At 37.2% G+C, this 19,850-nt stretch carries 14 protein-coding genes; 6 read left to right on the top strand and 8 right to left on the bottom strand.

Annotation, left to right across the window (positions count from 1 at the left end; genetic code table 11):
- Positions 1–3: 3 nt before the first annotated feature.
- The 3 genes from IEV57_RS06530 to IEV57_RS06520 all read left to right on the top strand — a co-directional run bounded on the left by IEV57_RS06530 (position 4) and on the right by IEV57_RS06520 (position 3,515).
- A complete protein-coding gene (locus IEV57_RS06530) occupies positions 4–1,353 on the top strand; it encodes a TolC family protein (protein ID WP_188440833.1) in 1,350 nt (449 codons plus the stop codon).
- An 8-nt stretch (positions 1,354–1,361) separates the two neighbouring features.
- Positions 1,362–2,657: an efflux RND transporter periplasmic adaptor subunit gene (locus IEV57_RS06525; RefSeq protein WP_188440832.1), complete on the top strand. Its 1,296-nt coding sequence runs from the start codon at positions 1,362–1,364 to the stop codon at positions 2,655–2,657.
- A 183-nt stretch (positions 2,658–2,840) separates the two neighbouring features.
- Entirely contained in the window at positions 2,841–3,515 is a 675-nt protein-coding gene (locus tag IEV57_RS06520; protein WP_188440830.1) for an energy transducer TonB, read from the top strand.
- Here IEV57_RS06520 and IEV57_RS06515 read toward each other — a convergent pair.
- The 3 genes from IEV57_RS06515 to accC are packed head-to-tail and all read right to left on the bottom strand — an operon-like array spanning position 3,492 to position 6,894.
- Entirely contained in the window at positions 3,492–4,094 is a 603-nt protein-coding gene (locus IEV57_RS06515; RefSeq protein ID WP_188440828.1) for a Maf family nucleotide pyrophosphatase, read from the bottom strand. The genes IEV57_RS06520 and IEV57_RS06515 overlap by 24 nt on opposite strands.
- Positions 4,091–5,392 carry a DUF1015 domain-containing protein gene (locus IEV57_RS06510; RefSeq protein WP_188440826.1) on the bottom strand — a complete coding sequence of 434 codons (1,302 nt, stop codon included), beginning with the start codon at positions 5,390–5,392 and terminating at the stop codon, positions 4,091–4,093. The genes IEV57_RS06515 and IEV57_RS06510 overlap by 4 nt, the downstream gene beginning before the upstream one ends.
- On the bottom strand, positions 5,392–6,894 hold the full coding sequence (gene accC / locus IEV57_RS06505; RefSeq protein WP_188440824.1) for an acetyl-CoA carboxylase biotin carboxylase subunit: 1,503 nt from the start codon (positions 6,892–6,894) through the stop codon (positions 5,392–5,394). Before accC ends, IEV57_RS06510 begins: the two co-directional genes overlap by 1 nt.
- Positions 6,895–7,077: 183 nt before the next feature.
- On the opposite strand from accC, the gene IEV57_RS06500 reads away from it, so the two are divergent.
- Together IEV57_RS06500 and IEV57_RS06495 are read left to right on the top strand one after the other, a co-directional pair.
- Positions 7,078–8,328 (top strand): aminotransferase class I/II-fold pyridoxal phosphate-dependent enzyme, encoded by a 1,251-nt coding sequence (locus IEV57_RS06500; RefSeq protein ID WP_188440822.1) that lies wholly within the window; start codon positions 7,078–7,080, stop codon positions 8,326–8,328.
- Positions 8,329–8,430: 102 nt separating this feature from the next.
- Positions 8,431–8,607 (top strand): BF3379 family histone-like protein, encoded by a 177-nt coding sequence (locus IEV57_RS06495; protein ID WP_188440819.1) that lies wholly within the window; start codon positions 8,431–8,433, stop codon positions 8,605–8,607.
- Positions 8,608–8,845: 238 nt separating this feature from the next.
- Here the strand turns inward: IEV57_RS06495 and IEV57_RS06490 are convergent, their stop codons facing one another.
- Entirely contained in the window at positions 8,846–10,708 is a 1,863-nt protein-coding gene (locus IEV57_RS06490) for a M1 family metallopeptidase (RefSeq protein ID WP_188440817.1), read from the bottom strand.
- Positions 10,709–10,965: 257 nt separating this feature from the next.
- Between IEV57_RS06490 and IEV57_RS06485 the strand changes: the two genes are divergently transcribed.
- Positions 10,966–14,148, top strand: a complete 3,183-nt coding sequence (locus IEV57_RS06485) for a VPS10 domain-containing protein (protein ID WP_188440814.1) — start codon at positions 10,966–10,968, stop codon at positions 14,146–14,148.
- 368 nt (positions 14,149–14,516) lie between these two features.
- Here the strand turns inward: IEV57_RS06485 and rfbB are convergent, their stop codons facing one another.
- The 4 genes from rfbB to IEV57_RS06465 all read right to left on the bottom strand — a co-directional run bounded on the left by rfbB (position 14,517) and on the right by IEV57_RS06465 (position 19,790).
- Positions 14,517–15,569, bottom strand: coding sequence for a dTDP-glucose 4,6-dehydratase (gene rfbB, locus IEV57_RS06480; protein ID WP_188440812.1), 1,053 nt, complete (start codon positions 15,567–15,569; stop codon positions 14,517–14,519).
- Between the two features lie 46 nt (positions 15,570–15,615).
- Positions 15,616–16,668 carry an NAD-dependent epimerase gene (locus IEV57_RS06475; RefSeq protein ID WP_188440810.1) on the bottom strand — a complete coding sequence of 351 codons (1,053 nt, stop codon included), beginning with the start codon at positions 16,666–16,668 and terminating at the stop codon, positions 15,616–15,618.
- A gap of 68 nt (positions 16,669–16,736) precedes the next feature.
- The gene (locus IEV57_RS06470) at positions 16,737–17,891 is read right to left on the bottom strand and encodes a glycosyltransferase family 4 protein (RefSeq protein WP_188440808.1); all 1,155 of its coding nucleotides are present in this window, start codon (positions 17,889–17,891) and stop codon (positions 16,737–16,739) included.
- 210 nt (positions 17,892–18,101) lie between these two features.
- Complete coding sequence (locus tag IEV57_RS06465; RefSeq protein ID WP_188440806.1) at positions 18,102–19,790, bottom strand: potassium channel family protein; 1,689 nt, start codon at positions 19,788–19,790, stop codon at positions 18,102–18,104.
- Positions 19,791–19,850 lie beyond the last annotated feature (60 nt).

Here is a 19,850-nt window from a genome sequence, read left to right as displayed (position 1 = left end):
AGAATGAAACACAATTACATTTTAGGCTTATTATTTCTCGTATTTTTTTCCAGTTCGGAATTAAAAGCGCAGAGTAGTGAAAGTCTTACTTTAGACTTAGAATCCTGTATCGAAATTGCGTTAGAAAATAACCTAACGCTGAAAAGAAGCCAAATCAATCAAGCATTGAGTGAGGCAACACTGCTACAAAGTCAAGGCCAAAGGCTTCCATCTTTGTCAGCAGGAGCAAGTTCAGGATACAGATGGGGACGTTCTATCAACCCTGTTACCAACCTCTTTGAAACCGATAGAATTGGAAACGTCAATGTATCTGCAAATTCGAATTTAACATTATTTGCAGGGCAACAGATCACTAACACAATCAAACAGGCTAAAACTGATATTGAGGTTAGCCAATTGAATGTCAAAACCACTGAGAATAACATCACATTAAATGTGATCAATCTATTTATCAATGTGATTTTCGCAGAGGAGCAATTGAAAATTTCAAAAAATCAAATGGCTTCAACCAAACAACAACTTGGAAACACCACCAAATTGGTTGATGCTGGATCTTTACCTTTAGCGAATAAACTTGATCTACAGGCTCAGAATGCGACAAACGAATTAGAAGTTTTAAATGCTGAAAACAGTTTGAGAGGTGCAAAACTGAATTTGCTACAGGCGATGCAATTACCATTTGATCCTAACTTCGAAGTAATTGCACCTGACTTATCGGTAGATGACATCTACATCTCAGGCCAAAGTGTAGACGAAATTTACAATTACTCTAAAGACATTTTGCCTCAAATCAAAGCTGCAGAGCTTGGTATTGAAAGTGCTGAATATGGTGTAAGAGCTGCTAAAGGAGCATTTTATCCAACTTTAGGGATTGGTGCAAATATATTTTCCAACTATATAGACCGAACAGTTCCTGGCTTTGATAGACCTACTTTTATCACGCAATTAGAAAATAACCTTTCCCAGGCAGCAAACGTGAGTTTGAGTATCCCGATTTTTTCTAATTTCAGAAACAAAACAGGAGTACAAAGAGCAAGACTTCAAAAAAATCTGAGTGAAATCAACTCCTTTGAAGTTAAAAACCAATTGAGACAAGACATTGAAGTGGCCTTTACTAATGCTATCGCTTCAGATCAGGCATACAGATCTTCCTTGACAAGAGTAGCTGCATTAGAAGAGTCATTTAGAATTGCTGAACAACGATTTGATGCGGGCGCCATTAATTTTGCAGATTACCAATTGGCACAAAACAATCTCTTCAACGCACAAGCAGATCTTATAACAGCAAAATACACTTATATCTTTAGAGTAAAAGTTTTAGATTTTTATCTCGGTAACCCGCTTAACATATAATCAAAATCATGGCAAAGAAAAAGTCAAACAAAGTCCTTTACATCTTACTAGCCATAGTAGGTGCTATCATCCTTTTCGCAATTATTGGTAAATCAGCCGGTTGGATTGGTGGAGAAAAAGAAGTTGCAGTAGAAACTAGCAACGCTAAAAAAACTAGCATTGTTGAAAAAGTATCAGCTTCGGGAGTAATCGAACCAGAAATCGAAGTAAAATTAAGTCCAGATGTAGCGGGTGAAATCATCGAGCTGAATGTCATGGAAGGTGATTCTGTTAAGATCGGTGATCTTTTGGTAAAAATCCGCCCTGACAATTTTGTATCTGCATTGGATCGTGCTAGAGCTAACTTAAATCAACAAATGGCAAACCTTGCTCAAGCAAAAGCAAATTTGCAGCGCTCTGAAGCACAGTTTACACGTGCAAAGTTAGACTATGAAAGAAACGAAAAATTGTACGCAGATAAAGTTATTTCTGATTCAGATTGGGAATTGGCTCAATCCAATTATCTGACTTCCAAAAATGACCTTGAAGCAGCAAAACAATCTGTACTTGGAGCCGAATTCATTATTAAAAGTTCTCAAGCTACCGTCAATGAAGCTGCAGAAAATCTAAGATTAACCAATGTGTACTCTCCTGTAAATGGAACAGTTTCTCAGCTTTTGGTTGAAAAAGGTGAACGTGTAGTAGGTACACAGCAAATGGCAGGTACTGAAATGTTGCGTTTGGCTGACTTGAGCAAAATGGAAGTGAGAGTCAATGTCAATGAAAATGACATCATTCGAATTAGCTTGGGAGATACTACTTTAATCGACGTAGATTCTTATGCTTCAGTGGGTAAAAGATTCAAGGGGATTGTAACTTCAATTGCAAACTCCGCAAATACTAAAGCAAGTATTGATGCAGTGACTGAGTTTGAAGTAAAGATCAGAATCATCAACGAATCTTACGCTGAACTCGTGACAGAAAAAAATAGATTTCCTTTCAGACCAGGAATGACCGCTAGTGTTGATATCATTACCAAAAAGAAGGATAATGTTTTGTCTGTTCCTTTGGCAGCTGTAACGACACGAGAAGATCAAACCAATGACAATCCTGATGGAACCACAAAGTTGAAAGAATTGATCTATGTTGTAGAAAATGGAAAAGCAGTTCAGAAAGAAATAAAAACAGGTATCTCTGACTTTGACAACATTGAAATTATTGAAGGTGTCAATGAAGGAGAAGAAATAGTTTCAGGTCCTTATTTTATTGTGAGTAAGCAATTGAAAGATGGTGATTTACTTAAAATCACTAAAAAGGATAAGTAAAATCTAGATTTATAGATTTCAAAAAGAGGGTCAGCCAATACTGATCCTCTTTTTTTATTCAAGATTTTGATTTTCTACAGAATAAAAATAGATTGCGTACTTAAAACCTAAGTTATGAAAAGAGTATTCTCCACATTCATTCTTACAATCATTTGCAACTTCATTTTTGGACAAGAAATCAAGATGTATGACGAAAATTTCTTTCTTCTTGAAAAAAAGAAAAAAAGCAACCCTGTATATTTTGTAAAAAATGAAATTTCAGAAAAAAGTTTGAAGGAAAAATTCTACACTTTAAAAGATTCTTTGTTGGTAAAAGAAATCAACACAGAAAATAATAAAGATGGTGAAATTTTAACTCAGGTTATTTTAAAATATCGCCCTGATGGAGAAATATTTCAGGAACTAATTAAAGATAATAATTCCGGAAGTTTTGTGTTCAAAAACTATGATACAAAAGGTCAACTCTTCTATATTTCTGAATATTCAAGACATTCGAAAATGAAGTCAAAATATTTTGATGAGGAAAATAAAGAGATCTTAATTTCATCGGAGCAATTGCCAGAACCAAAAGATGGAATTATGGGATGGCAAAAATATCTTTCTAAAAATTTAAATTATCCACCACAAGCAAGAAATAAAAGATTGGAAGGAGAAGCACTAATTTCTTTTACAATTTCTGAAAAGGGGGATATAGAAAACATTGAAATACTTAATGCTGAAGAAATCCATCCTTCTATTGTAAAGGAAGCTTATAGAATCGCAAATGAATACCCTTATAATTGGTCACCTTATATTCTAAATGACCAAGCTAGAGTAAGTGTAATGGTTTTACCACTAAGATTCAAATTGGGAAGTTAAAAGAGTTATTTTTTTTAACTCTTCATACACAAGATGCACCGGCAAACCCATCACTGTATAAAAAGACCCCTCTATCCTGTCCACAGCTACATAACCTATCCATTCTTGGATTCCATAAGCTCCTGCTTTGTCAAAAGGCTGAAATGCTTCAATGTAATAATTGATCTCTTCAGATGATAGCGTTTTAAAGTGAACTTTCACCGTATCCTGCAAGGTGACATGATTTGAACCCGAACCGATAGTAATGCCTGTAACGACATGGTGCGTCTTCCCAGAAAGCGAGGCAATCATTTCAAAAGCCTCACTTTTATCTGCAGGTTTATTGAGAATTTCCTCATCCAAAATCACTACCGTATCAGCAGTGATTAGAATTTCATCAACTGCCAATTCATCAAAAAATGCATCTGCTTTTTTCTTGGAAAGAAATCCAGCCACCTCAAATGGATCCATATGGCCAGGGAAACTTTCATCTGTATCCTTGGTTCTGACCGTGAACTCTACCCCCAAACCCTTCAATAATTCATTTCTTCTTGGTGATTTGGATGCGAGAACTAGTTTGTGTTTGCCGAGTGTAATCATGACTGAAACATATGATATGGAAATTCAAAATCTATTTCATCTATGGAAGCAAAGAGTAAGCCTGACAATGTTTTAGGATAGAAATACGTTGATTTCTGAGGCATTGTATGCCCTGACTTGCAGACTTCAAGCACTTGATTCATGGAAATATCTTTGGTGATGACACTGAAAGAAGCCTTCCCAGAAATCGTCCTACTGATACACCTTCTAAGATTTCTTTCGTACTCTATTTGATCAGAAAAGCGCTGATCTGCTAATGGAATACCTAAAACCCGATCTACAAGAAAATAATGTAAAACCATCAAATCAAGATTTTTGATCACATCAGGAATGTCTGATGGCATCTGATCCAACATTTCAGGATACAAGCGGATTTTATAGGGATGATCCCCAATTACCAATCCAAATGCCCACTTTTTCTGTAAGATCAGCTCTTCGATTTCTTCTACATCATTGAGCTTTTTGACAAAAAAGAACTCACTAATTTTTTCAAGTAGCACTTCTTCTTCTATCTGAAATCCAGAAAAAATCCTGTGTGTGGGAAGAATGCGAAGGTTTTTTGATAGCGCATTGGTAAAGTACATCATGTGGAAATTATAAGCTTCATTTCCAGTATGATCAGGGTTAGCATTACGCATGGCTTTCCTATATTCAATAGCACCTTCATAGCGATGATGACCATCAGCCAAAATAATCTGCTTTTCTTGAATTACTTTGACAAATTCCTTGATGATTTTCGCATCTTGAATCACCGCCATCACTTCTCTGACACCCTGATAGTCCTCCAAATCATAAATTGGGTCTTCTATGGCCTTATCCATGTATGGTTCTAAGAGATGAAGTGAGTCCTCGTATAACCCATGCGTAGCACTTGGCTGAAATTTAGTTTCTTTTAACAAGTCTACCCTGTCATTCACCGCTTTAGCGATGGTATTTTCATGTCTGAGAACCATACCCTCTTCCCAATCATATGCTTTAATTTGGGCTACAAAACCCTTTCTGCATGATTCTTCATCTTGTCCCGGAAGTCGAAAATATTGATAATAAACATATATCCCAGGAATCACATCTTGTACAAGGACTTCTTCCTTTTTCCACTTTTTTAAGGTCTCTGTAGCATTCGTACTAGGCGCATCCCCAAGAGGAACGGAAAGGTGAATACTATTCAAAGGGTTGGCGTAAAGAACCTCCCTCTGCTTAGAAGAAACTACGTCAAAAAGAGGAGAGGTCAAATCTTCAATTTGACCTCTTAGTTTTTCATGGTATCTCCAAGCTTTTATGGGTAGAATTTCTGCCATTAGTGTAACCTGTTTTTCCAATTTGTCCGAGGTAAAGCTCCATTTTGCATGGATTTAACTTTTCTCAGATTTTTCTTTTCCTTCTCTATCAATTCTACTGATGCCGCAGCTAGTAATTTCAGTTCTTCCTCAGTCCACTGAATATCCAACTTATCAGGTGTAAAATATTTCTCTACAAACTTGGTATCAAAATTACCCGATCTGAAGGCTTCATGTTCCATCACAAACTTGCAGAAATTCAAAGTTGTCTCGATCCCCGTGATGTAATATTCCTCAATGGCTCTAATCATCCTATCCATTGCCAACTCTCTTGTATCAGCATGTGTGATCAATTTGGCAATCATCGGATCATAATAAATAGGAATATCCATACCTTGTTCGAAACCATCGTCCACACGAACACCAGCACCTTGAGGTCTGATATAGGTTTGTAAATTTCCAATGTCAGGGAGAAAATTGTTTCTCGGATCTTCGGCGTAAACTCTCACCTCTACTGCATGTCCGTGAATTTTAAGATCTTCTTGGGCAAAACTCAAAGGATGACCTTCTGCAATCAAAATCTGCTCTTTCACAAGGTCTTTTCCTGTAATCATCTCAGTCACCGGGTGCTCCACCTGAAGTCTGGTATTCATCTCTAAAAAGTAAAAATCAAGATTTTCATCTACAATAAACTCTACCGTGCCAGCACCATAATAATCACAAGCCTTAGCTACTTTGACTGCTGCCTCTCCCATGGCATTTCGCATCTTTTCTGACACAACAGCTGAGGGAGCTTCTTCAATTACTTTTTGATGTCTTCTTTGTACAGAGCATTCGCGCTCGAATAAATGAACCACATTTCCATGCGTATCGCCCAAAACTTGGATTTCGATATGTCTTGGCGAAGTGATGTATTTCTCTATAAAAACAGCTCCATCTCCAAATGCAGATTGCGCTTCGGAAATTGCTCTATTCATTTGCTCTTCAAACTCTTCTTCATTTTCAACGATCCTCATTCCTTTACCTCCACCACCTGCACTGGCTTTGATCAGAATAGGATAGCCAATTTCTGCTGCTTTTACTTTTGCCGCAGGAATATCAGAAATAGCATCCTCTGTACCAGGAACCATAGGGATATCATACTTTGAAACTGCATGTTTTGCGGCAAGCTTGGACCCCATTACTTCAATAGCAGCTGGAGATGGGCCGACAAAAATGATTCCCGCTTTCTTTACTTTTTCTGCAAAAACAGCATTCTCGGAAAGAAAACCGTATCCAGGATGTATCGCATCAACATTTAATTGCTTAGACACCTCAATAATCTTATCCATCAAAAGGTATGATTGATTCGATGGAGGCGGCCCAAGGCACACAGCCTCGTCAGCAAATTTGACATGAGGTGCATTTCTATCTGCCTCACTATACACAGCTACAGTACTGATTCCCATCTCTTTGGCAGTCCTCATGATTCGTAGACTAATCTCTCCTCTATTGGCTACCAAAAGTTTTTGAATTTTTTTCATATTTGGGTTATTTCTTTATCATAAAAAGCTTAACCCACGAAGTAAATAAAATAAAACGAAGAAGTGAAAGATTATTTGAATTGAGGGTTAAATTTTGCAGGGGTGGACAAAAAGTATTACTTTTGGCTGGTTTAGTAGTTTGTTCTACTATCAAAAAAATGTAAAACTTAAACGTTTTAAACTTTGGATTTATTCGAAAAATTAAATACAAATCTTGGCCCTTTGGGCAAGCACTCAGAGTTATCAGAAGGATACTTCACTTTTCCCAAATTAGAAGGGGAAATTGCTCCAAGAATGAAATTTAAAGGGAAAGATGTCTTGACTTGGAGTTTAAATAACTACTTAGGATTGGCAAATCATCCTGATATTAGAAAAGCTGATGCAGATGCAGCAGCAAAGTGGGGAGCTGCCTATCCTATGGGCGCTAGAATGATGTCTGGTCAAACAGATCTTCACGAGCAGTTGGAAAGAGAATTAGCAGAATTCGTAGGCAAGGAAAGCGCGTACCTTTTAAACTATGGCTATCAAGGTATCATGTCAGTGATCGATTCCTTGTTAGACAGAAAAGATGTGGTTGTATATGACAGCGAATGCCATGCATGTATTATAGATGCACTCCGCATGCATTTAGGGAAAAGGTATGTATTCCCTCATAACGATATCGAAAACTGTGAGACGCAACTGAAAAGAGCTACAAAATTGGCAGCTGAAACTGGTGGCGGTATATTAGTGATTACAGAAGGCGTGTTCGGTATGACAGGTGATCAGGGTCATCTTGCTGAAATCGTGAAGCTAAAAGAAAAATATGATTTCAGGCTTTTGGTAGATGATGCCCATGGTTTTGGTACGATGGGAAAAACTGGAGCTGGTACCGGCGAAGAACAAGATGTTCAAGATCAAATTGATCTCTACTTCTCTACCTTTGCAAAATCTATGGCTTCTATAGGAGCATTTATCGCTGGTGATGCCAATGTAATTCATTTTCTGAAGTACAATATGCGTTCTCAAATCTATGCAAAGTCCCTTCCAATGTTATTGGTAGAAGGAGCTTTGAAAAGACTAGAAATGCTTAGAACAATGCCTGAATTGAAGGAAAATCTCTGGAAAATCGTCAATGCATTGAAGTCTGGACTGATAGAAAAAGGATTTAGTATTGGAAAATCAAATTCACCTGTTACTCCTGTAGTTTTGAACGGTACAGTGGGTGAAGCTGCAACTTTGAGCAAAGACCTTAGAGAAAATTATAACATCTTCTGTTCGGTCGTAATCTACCCTGTAGTGCCTAAAGGCATGATTATCTTAAGATTAATCCCTACAGCGGTGCATACATTAGAAGATGTAGCTGAAACAATTGCTGCTTTTGAAGCAGTAAAAGAGAAGCTTACAAACGGGATTTATAAAAGCTCTGCCCTAGCAATTTCCTTTGGGGAATAAAAAAAAACCTCAAAAAATGGCTTTAGGCTGTTGTTTTATAAACATTTTGCATATATTGAACAAAAAATAAACTTATCATCAACCTTAAAATTAACTTTTACTATGAGCAGATTTAGCGAAATAAGAGATCTTGTAATGGGTCTAGAAGGTGACTTCGAAAAATTCTACGACAAAGGCAACCAAGCTGCTGGAACTAGAGTAAGAAAAGGAATGCAAGATCTTAAAAATTTAGCACAGGACATCCGTAAGGAAGTTCAGGACAAAAAGAATGAAGGATAAACATTCAAAAAATAATGAAATAAAAAGAGGGTAAGTTAACTTACCCTCTTTTTTTATTTTGAATTTTTAATAACTATGAAACTCTATCCCCTCCAAAAAAGATTTTACTTCCGCATTTACTTCTTCTGGCTCTATTGCAGAATCCCAAAAACCCTCTAAACTTTTGTTAATAAATGGTTGAAAATAAAAAAACCGTCAAAGTTGGTTCTTTGACGGCTTCAATTAAATCTGTTTGAATTTACTTTTTCTGCATTTCAACAGACACTTCCATTTTATTGTTTTCACGATTCACATCTGCCATACGCATGCTTGGATCGATCTCTACACTCTTGATCTCTGAAATTGGTCTTCCTAAACTGACTTCAGTTGTATAATTTGTCCAAGGCCATTTTTGAGTAGCTACACGCTTAGGTATTCCAGCTTCCTCAGGCTTACTTCCTCTCTGAATGACCAAAGGCATATAGATCAGCTCTTGGCTTCCATCTTGGTACGTCACTACCACGTCAAGAGGCATTGGCATCATCCCTACTCTTTCGAGTGTGATCTTCGTATTGTTTCCATCAGCCTCTACAGCTTTTACACCATAGTCAATCTTCTTGGTAGAAGCGATAAAATAATCATAATACCAGTCCAACTCTAGGCCACTGACTTTTTCAAAAACCCTGATCACATCATTTCCATTTGGATGCTTGTACTGAAAATCATTCCAAAGTTTCAATAAAGCTTTGTCGAAATTTTCTTTCCCGACCACATAAGACATTTGCTCAACGAACACAGCACCTTTGTTATATGTACCAGGTCCATAAGCAGAATTCAAATTATAATGATCTCCATGGGTGGTCAAAGGCTCTTCATAACCAGCATTTGCAAGTCTAAAATAGGATCTATAGCTTCCATTATGTGTGAAGTTAGGATCTTTTTCAAATACAGCATCCATCACCACGCTTGTTCCCCAAGTTGTAAACCCTTCGTCTAACCAAGGCTCAGAAGATTCATTGAAACCTAAAACACCATAGTACCAGCTATGAATTAATTCATGCACAGTCACCCCTACCAAACTTCTCAAGTTTCTATGACCAGTAATCAAAGTAGCCATTGGATATTCCATACCACCATCACCACCTTGGATTACAGAATATTGCTTATACGGATATTCCCCAAAATTCTCACTGCAATACGCAATCGCATCGATCGTATATTGCATCAACTTACTCCAATTCTCCTCTGTCTTTTCATTTTTCACATATAGCAAATGGACCATAGGACCATTTGGAATTTGTTTTTTCTCTAAAGTATAATTAGGATCAGCAGCCCACATAAAATCGTGTACATTAGGAGCAGTAAAATGCCAAGTTAAAGTCTTTCCAGATGATTTTGGCACTTTTACACCAGCATCTTCATAGCCTTTACCAATTTGATTGGCATTTTCAAGATAACCAGTACCTCCTAATAGATAATCTTTATCTATTGTGATTTTTACATCGAAATCTCCGAAATTACCATAAAATTCTCTTCCGACATATGGATTAGCATGCCAGCCTCTCACATCATAAGCAGCCATTTTTGGATACCACTGTGACATAGAATAGCGAATTCCTTCTGAATTATCCCTTCCTGCACGTCTGACTTGAAGTGGTACTTGACCAAAAAACTCCATATCAAATACAGCTGTCTCTCCTGGAGCTATTGGTTCTAAAAGATCTACTTCAAGAATGGTCTCTTCATGAGCGAAATTAACTGCTTTTCCATTCATCTTTAGAGATTTCACTTCTAGAATCCCGATTTCGTTTGGCTGAAGGTTTTGAATTCTATCCATAACTCTTCTATCAGGATCAGCGATTGTTCTAGATCTTACATCCATCATACTATTAGGACGGAATGCATTATAATAGAGGTGATAAAATGCCCTATATAATGTATCAGGTGAATTGTTTGTGTAGTGAAGTTTTTGTGTTCCAGTATATTGATTGGAGACCACATCCATCTTTACATCCATTTCATATTTAACTTTCTGCTGAAAGCGGTCTTTTTGTGCTTGTGCAGATATAGAGACACCCAAAAGGGTAAACATACCTAAAGCTAACCATAATCTTTTGATCATATTATTGAGGTTTTTTTTGCTAAAATAACCTAAAATCATACCAGCTTACAAGCCGTTGGTAAAATTAATATCCTTCAATTTCTAATCTTTTATAAAAATTGGAAGTTTTTCTCCATTTGAAAAATATTTAAATTCTTGACTTTTAAATACATTTTTTAAAACCTTTTATCAAGACAAATTCCCCTCTATATCAAATTATTATTATCCTTCCTCAATATCTATTTAATTGAAGAGTAAATCATCAACTTAAATACTAAATGAAAAACTTTACTAAAACGCTTCATGAATTGAAGTTACTAGGATTGGTCATGGTACTCGCATTGATCATTCCTGAATTTGCTACTGCACAGCAAGTAGACATGGATATGTTCAAATCCATGAAAGCAAGAAATGTTGGCCCTGCGGCTATGAGTGGAAGAATCACAGCAATTGATGCCATTCATGATGATCCAAATACAATCTATGCCGGTGCGGCCTCGGGAGGTGTATGGAAATCTACCTCAGGTGGGATTACTTGGGCACCTATTTTCGATGAAGAAAAAGAGCACTCTATCGGAGCCATCGCCATCAATCAGAAAAACCCAAGTATTGTTTGGGTTGGTACTGGAGAAGGTAATCCAAGAAATTCACTTAATCTAGGGAATGGAATTTACAGAACTTTGGATGCTGGGAAAACTTGGGAATTGATGGGTCTAGAAAAAACAAAAGCTATTCATAGAATCATCATTCATCCTGACGATCCTAATACAGTTTTTGTTGGAGCTATCGGTTCTCCGTGGGGAGAGCAAGAAGATCGCGGAGTTTACAAAACCACAGATGGTGGAAAAACTTGGAAAAAGATCCTTTACATAGATGCCAAAACCGGTGTAGGTGAAATGGTCATGGATCCAAATAACCCAAACAAAATATTTGTCAACATGTGGGAACACAGAAGACACCCTTGGTTTTTTAGCTCAGGAGGATCATCATCAGGACTTTTTGTAACCCATGATGGTGGTGACAACTGGAAAAAACTAGATGAAAAAAATGGGCTTCCAAAAGGTCCATATGGCAGAATGGGAATTGCCATTTCGAAAGCCAATAGTCAAAAAATTTATGCTTTAGTGGAGTCAAGCAAAAATGGACTTTATGTTTCTGAAAATGGTGGAATTGATTTTAAACTTGTTAATAATAAAGGTGAAATCGGTGATAGACCATTCTACTACTACGAAATTTATGCAGACCCTAAAAATGCTGATCGCATCTACACTTTATATTCAAGAGTAGGGATGAGTGAAGATGGAGGTAAGTCATTTACTCAAATCTTACAATACGCAGGTGTTCACCCTGATCATCATGCTTGGTACATCAATCCAAATGATCCAAAATTGATCATAGACGGAAACGATGGTGGTTTGAATATCACTAGAGATGGTGGCAAGACTTGGTATTTTGCTGAAAACATTCCAGTTGGACAGTGGTACCATATCAATGTAGACAATGAAGTTCCATACAACATCTATGGAGGGTTACAAGATAATGGAAGTTGGGTTGGTCCAGCTTATGTCTGGAGAAGAGATGGAATTAGAAATACTTATTGGCAAGAATTACAATTTGGAGATGGCTTTGATGCTGTTTCTGATCCTGAGGATTCAAGATATGGCTATTCTATGTCTCAAGGAGGAAATATCACTCGTTTTGACAAAGAAACAGGTCATAAAAGAAATATCAAGCCAACGCATCCTGATAAAGATGTTTTCTTGAGATTCAACTGGAACGCTGCTTTGGCACAAGATCCGCATGATGCAGGGACAATCTACTTTGGTAGCCAATTTGTCCACAAAAGTACTGACAAAGGTGAAACATGGGAAATCATTTCCCCAGACTTGACCACCAATGACCCTGAAAAACAAAAGCAACAAGAAACTGGTGGGTTAACTTTTGACATCACAGGTGCTGAAAATCATACAACCATTATTACAATCGCCCCAAGTCCAGTTGACAAAAATGTGATATGGGTTGGTACCGATGATGGAAATGTACAGGTAACCAGAGATGGAGGAAAAACTTGGACAAACACAGCAGCAAAGCTGACAGGACTTCCAAAGGCAAGTTGGATTCCACAAATTCAAGCTTCTCGTTATGATGCTGGTGAAGCGTGGATCGTAGCTAACAATTATAGAAACAATGATTTTAGCGCTTATGCTTATAGAACAAAGAACTATGGTGGAAGCTACGAAAGAATTGCTGATGACAACAAAGTTTCGGGTTATGCACTTTCGATCATACAAGATCCAGTAGAACCTAATTTAGTTTTCTTAGGTACTGAATACGGATTGTACGCTTCATTTGACAATGCAAAAACTTGGAATAAATGGAGACATGGCTATCCAAATGCTGTTTCGACCTACGATATGGTTATTCAAGAAAGAGAAGCTGACTTAGTTATTGGTACTTTCGGCAGATCTTTATTTGTATTGGATGACATTCGCCCATTGAGAGTATATGCTAAAAATGGTGGGAAAGCGCCTACCGCAAAAATCACTGCAGTAGAACCTTCAGATGCTTATCAAGCGGAAATTCATCAGCCACATGGGGAGAGATTCCCAGCTGATGGTAAATATGCAGGTGAAAACAGAACTTTTGGAGGCAGGTTGAATTTCATTTTGAATGATCCTGGAAAAGAAAAATTAGACACTGTCACAGTTGCTATTTTCAACGAATCCGGTGAACAAATCAGAACATTGAAAACAGTGCCATCTCAAGGAGTAAATCAACTGATTTGGGGGCTTGACAGAAAATCATCAGTAGAAACCCCAGGTGGATTTGGTCGTGGTGGCAGAGGTGGAAATAGATTCTACGAACCTAGCGGTGGTGATGCGCTTCCTGGTAAATATAAATTAGTATTCACTTATGGTGGAGAAAGTTCTGAAACTTCCATCAATGTATATTCTGATCCAAGAATAAAAACAAACTTGGCTGATTTGAAGGCAAGAGAAGAATTTATCAAGAAAACCGAAGTTCTAGGCGCTGAAATGGGCAAAGCCATCAGACAAATTCAGGAAGCTAGAGGAACTGTAGATAAAATTTCTAATTACATCAAAGATGTGGATTCTGAAGAGTCAAAAGCTCTAGGTAAAGAAGTTACTGCTATTAAGAAAAAACTTGATGCTGTCAATGAAGCATTCTATGGCCCATCTAGAGAAGGACAAGGTATCGTAAGAAACCTCTTCCCAACCAACATGAGTCGTCAAGGTGCTCCAAGAAGCTATGCAAACTCATCTTATGGAGCTCCAGGAGCCACGGAAGACCGTCTATATAACCATGCGAAAGAAAGTGCTGAAGATGCACTGAAAGTATGGAAAGAGTTCTTTGAAGGAGATTGGAAAGCTTTCGAAGAAAAGGTGAAAAGCACAAAAATCGATATTTTCAAAGAATTTGAAAGTGTTGAAATAAAATAATTAAACAAGAAGTTGTTTGATTCACACCATAAAAAAGCCATCCTTTCGGATGGCTTTTTTTATTAATCTTGAGTATTGAATCCTATTTTTTTGTAGCTATGAGCAAGATTGGTCTCTTTTTTCAGTAATACTATATATTCAACCCTTCATAGAGTTGTGGATTTTGTTGATCTTTCTATTATACAAGGATCAAAACCCTTGGCTATTGATCCATTTTGCAAATAGTATTCGAAGAAAATTTTTTGTTCATTAATACCTATAGCTCCACCTCGGTATAAACAGAATTAAGATAATACATCCCTAATCCCATATGTCTCATATCTGATATCTATTGTCTCATCCGCCACGGCAGACAAGTCACCTCTCCCCTACCTATCCTGATAATGTTCGGAATAGTATTTCTGATAGTTTCCAGAGGTGACATTATTGAGCCATGTTTCATTTTCCAAATACCAATCAATCGTTTTAGAAATCCCTTCTTCGAATTGAAGACTCGGCTCCCAACCCAATTCATTTTTGATTTTGTTGGCATCAATGGCATAGCGCAAGTCATGCCCAGCACGATCCTTTACATAAGTAATGAGTTTCTCTGAAGTTCCCGTAGGTCTATTGAGTTTTTCATCCATCTTTTTACAAAGTAGCTTCACAATATCAATGTTTTTCCATTCATTAAAACCTCCGATATTATAGGTTTCACCTACTTTCCCTTCATGAAATATAAGATCTATCGCTCTCGCATGATCGACTACATAGAGCCAATCTCTGATATTTTCACCCTTTCCATACACTGGAAGCGGCTTATTGTTTCTGATATTATGGATGCACAGTGGAATCAATTTCTCGGGAAACTGATTAGGCCCATAATTATTAGAACAATTCGTAATCACTGTTTTCAAACCATAAGTATTCGTATAAGCTCTTACAAAATGATCTGATGCAGCTTTGGAAGCAGAATAAGGAGATTGTGGATCATAGGGAGTTTCCTCAGTGAAAAACCCTCCATCATCTAAAGAACCATAAACTTCATCAGTAGAAACATGATAAAATAAATGTTTATCTAAATCAGTCCACTTAGACTTTGCTACATTGAGTAGGTTAACCGTGCCAATTACATTGGTATTCACAAAAGCTAAGGGGTCAGAAATGGATCTGTCCACATGAGATTCTGCTGCTAGGTGAATGACATCTGTAATGTTATGCTCGTCAAAAACCCGCTCCAATTCAGCAACATCTAAAAGGTTTACTTTTTCAAAAAAATAGTTGGAAGCTCCCTCCACTGCTTTTAGGTTTTCTAGATTTCCTGCATAAGTCAAGCAATCGAGGTTGATAATTTTGTATGATTTGTACTTTTCTACTAAAAGTTGAACCAAATGACTGCCAATAAAGCCAGCTCCTCCTGTGATCAATAAATTTTTAGACATTTTCAGAAAATTTTAAAATGAAATAAATGGACTTACGCACCAGTAATTATTTTTGATAAAAAGCTCTATACCACTCCACAAACTTGGCAACACCTTCTTCTACAGAAGTCTGTGGCTGATAGCCTGTGTCACGCTTCAAATCACTTACATCTGCGAATGTAGCAGGAACATCTCCTGCTTGTAGTGGTAGCATTTCCTTTTGAGCTTCTTTACCTAATGCTTTTTCTAAAGCTTTGATGTAGTCCATCAATTCCACAGGATTACTGTTTCCAATATTATAAACTTTGTAGGGTGCTTTAGAACTTCCTGGATCGGGTTGATTTCCTTCCCAAGCTGTATTTGGACTTGCAGGCTTGTCGGACACCCTGATGATTCCTTCTACGATATCAGCAACATAAGTAAAATCTCTTTTCATTTTACCATGATTGAACACCTTGATTGGCTCGTCTTTCCCCATTGCGTCAGCAAAAAGAAATAATGCCATATCAGGTCTCCCCCAAGGTCCATAAACTGTGAAGAATCTAAGTCCTGTTGTAGGGATATTAAATAAATGGCTATAAGTATGCGCCATCAATTCATTTGACTTTTTGGTCGCCGCATACAAACTTACAGGATGATCTACATTATCTGAAGTTGAAAAAGGCATTTTGGTATTAGAACCATAAACAGAACTAGAAGAGGCATAAACTAAGTGTTTTACGGGATAATTTCTACAAGCTTCCAAGATATTCATAAATCCCTGAATGTTTGCCTGAAGGTACGCATCAGGGTTTTCCAAAGAATACCTCACTCCTGCCTGAGCAGCTAGATTTACTACTACATCAATATTTTCTTCTTTGAAAATTTCAAAAATCTTGGCTTTGTCTGCAATATCTAATTGCATAAAAGTATAGCCTTTCAATGTTTCTGATTTCACAGCCTTTCCAAATGCTACTTCTTCTCGTTTGATACCAGTAGCTTCTAGACGGGCATATTTCAGATTCACATCATAATAATCATTGATATTATCAACACCATAAACCTCGTCACCTCTTTCGATAAGTGCTTTAGTAAGATGAAAACCGATAAAGCCTGCTGTTCCTGTTATAAAATATTTCATAATCAAATAATATAGAATGTATGATGAAACCTTGCTAAGTTGCTGATTTCATCGAAAATAAAGTCTAATCAATTCTCTGACAATAGTTTGTTGTAATTTTCTAAAATTAGAGCATGCATTACTTTCCTATCGTATTTAGAGATAATCTCTTGATGAAGGTTTTCGGCCAATTGCTGCATGTATTCTCTTTTTACATAAGCAAACTCGAGTGCATCTTTCAATACATCTACCTTCTTCACAGGAAACATCAACCCAGTTTTTCGATCTGTCACGACGTCTTTATTGCCAATGATATTGGAACAGATGATTGGAAGCTGCATAGCTCCTGCTTCCAAGAGCACATTTGGGAAACCCTCACGATGTGAAGGATGCACCAGAATATCCGAAATCGCCATATAGTGTGAAACATGGTCTGTCCATTCAACCTGAACGATTTTTGGATGATCTTCTATTTGCCTCAAAATCTGATCATCTATGGGGTTAAGTTCTTGCTCAAAAGAACCCAAAAGAACCAATTTGGCCCGATTGACAATCTTAGAATCCAAAAAGGCCTTGACTAATTCCTCAATTCCCTTATCCTTTACCAGCCTACCCACTGCCAAGACGATGAATTCATTTTCACCGGGCATGACACGCATTGTCGCCGCAACAAGGTGATTTTCTTTGAGGGAAGACCTATTGTATATGTCTAGATCCACACCATTGCTGGAACCTGACCCTAAAACTTCTACTTTACTTTCATCAATTAACTTTTCGGAGAGTATAAAATCCTTTAATGACTGAGAGTTTGGCCAAATATGGGTTGCGTATTTGTAGGTCCACTTTTCTGCTTTTATGAGTAGATTCTTTTTATTTTTTTCAGCAGCCATATAAGGCAAGCCTGCTACTGTATGAATTCTCACTTTAACACCCGCAAATTTGGCTGCTATCATTCCAAGCAAACCAGCCTTTGGAGTATGGGTGTGAACTACATCTGGCTTCTCTTTTCTAAAAAGCCTGAACAACAACCATAAGCAATATAAATCCCAAAAAGGTGTAATCTGTCTCGTAAAAGGAATAATGTGGTGTGGGGAGTTTTCTCTTTTGACTACGTTATTGATTTCTCTTCCATCTGCACTTACCATGAGCACATCCCAGCCGGAATCTTTCATAAATTTCATCTGTCCAGAGAGCAAAAGTTTGAGCGAAAGCGGAACAGTTGTGATTCGAATTAATTTTGGCATTCAATATTTTGGTTAAAACATCAAAGATAGGACAATATTCCTATAGCTCGAGTATAATGAAGTGTGAAATTGTATTGAATTTTATACCTAAAAAACAGCCTTTCACATCTTTTACCAACACAACAATTATCAAGCCTTTCTACTTTTCATCATTTATAATCTATCGTTTTAATCATAAAATGGTCAGCTTAAGAGAAAAATCTGAGAGACTTATTTTCCGTAGATTTCAAAAAATCTATTTTCAGACTCTACTGTGCCAATCAATATGATTTCTGAATTTTTCGCCAAAATGGTATGCGGATCAGGATTGATGTTCACTTCTTCATTTGCTCTAATGGCAATCACTGTACAACCTGTTTCCTTTCTTATAGAAGACTCCATAATCGATCTACCTTCCAGTTTTTGTGGAACCTTCACTTTGATCAAATCCAATCCTTCCGCTACCATCAAAATATCTGATCTCTGCAAGAGATTTAAAATTGTATTTGCCCCCATAGAGGCATAGGACATCACAAAGTCTGCTCCTGCACGATGCATTGTCCCAAGGTTGCGCTCCAATGAAGACCTTGTAATCACTTGAATGTCTGACCGAAGCATTCTGCAATAAATCGTCAAATAAACATTCACATCATCATCGTGGGTCGTGATAATGACACAAGGAGAATCTTTGATACCGGCCATTTGGAGAATTTCCAATTCTGCCGCATCTCCAAAAATCGTCTTCTCTCTATCGTAAATCCGAGTGACATCCTTTTCAATGATTCTGTAATCAATTTGTCTATTAGCTAAAGCTCTTCCAGTTGCCCGACCTACTCTGCCTCCACCTATGATGATTACAGGTGAATTGATTTCAGATTTTACTCCATATTTATTATTGTATAGGTCTATTTGAACTTGTGATCCTGCCAAAACCAATACCGTGGTTTCTGAAATCAGTGTTTCAGGTTGTGGAGATTTGAACTTTCCTCTTTCCCATAAACCGACAACACTCACACCTATTTCTTGACGAAGGTTTGTTTCTTTGAGCATTTTCCCTATCAAAGAGGACCCAGTGACCATTGCCTCTGCAATTTGTAATTCATCAAATTTTCCAATCACATGTGCACTAGCGTCACCTCCATTCGCCCTACGAGAAAGAAATACACCCAAGATCTCGCCTAATTGCAAGACTTGATTACTCCCTGCTAACTTGAGAATGTCAACCGAATGTTCTGAACTACATGTTGCTATAATTGGGACATTTTTCGAAACACCTCTAACAGTAAATGCCACATTAGTATTCAAAACATCTGATTCTGTAGTTGCTACCAATGCGGCATTTTCTACTCTAGCTGCCTTGTAAGCTTCTGGATCTACCAAATTCCCTAGCATCACTTTGACACCAAGCTCTCTGAGACGCAAACCCTCTGGAAAATCAGAAACAAGCACTACATAATTGTAATTGAAACGATCAAGTTTTTTAATCAAAGCTTCTGTTACCGTACCATATCTAGTCAAGATAACATGCCCACTTGTATTTTTTGGTAATTCACTTGGTACTTTGGTTTGCTCTTGGGCTTTCATCCAAGGGGAATAAAAAAAGTTGATAAATGTAAATGGGAATAATACCAATAGAAAAAGCATCCCTGATAATAAGACGACAATTGAAAATAAGCGACCTGCGTCACTATGAAAAGTGATATCACCAAAACCTAGGGTAGACATAACTGTCAAAGTCCAGTAAAAGCCTGTTACGTAAGAAAAATTTTGCCCCTCGCGCATCATCAAAAAATGAAATATAATTGAGAAAACAGTAATCATCACAAGTAAAATCATAATAAACCTAAACAGAATCTTAAGATTACGTCTATCAGGTCTGTTATTTAAAAGAAGTGTGATTTGGGCAGATAGAAATTTCATTTTAAAAATTATTTAAAAGTTTCAGAGGACAATGAATGAAATATAATGATTAACTCTCTA

Source organism: Belliella aquatica (assembly GCF_014637795.1).
Taxonomy (GTDB): domain Bacteria; phylum Bacteroidota; class Bacteroidia; order Cytophagales; family Cyclobacteriaceae; genus Belliella; species Belliella aquatica.
This window is presented reverse-complemented; position numbering and strand designations above follow the sequence as displayed.